We start from the raw sequence: 231 nt of genomic DNA, 5'->3' as shown, positions 1-231 counted from the left end.
CCTCATGCGTCAGCGCCTGACCGAGATTACCGGCCTGAGCAGCGAGACCGTCAGCCAATTGGTTCAGAGTGCGCCGCAGGAAGCACCGCCCGCCTACGATCCGGGCTTCGATTACGACGCCATGCCGGACTACAGCGACTACCATCAGCCGCAGGCACAGGACATGTACGCGCCGCAGCAGGAATGGACGCCGAAGAAACCCGGCGCCGGCGGCAAGAAGTGGGACAAGAA

At 63.6% G+C, this 231-nt stretch carries 1 pseudogene; it reads left to right on the top strand.

Features of this window, described 5'->3' with window-relative positions:
• A pseudogene (locus AC0IYH_RS34290) lies at positions 1-231 on the top strand (DNA primase); the annotation flags it as partial.

The sequence above is a fragment of the Pseudomonas sp. AC463 genome, assembly GCF_979253585.1.
The sequence above is the reverse complement of the archived record's forward strand: the minus strand, read 5'-3'. Positions and strand labels throughout refer to the sequence as shown.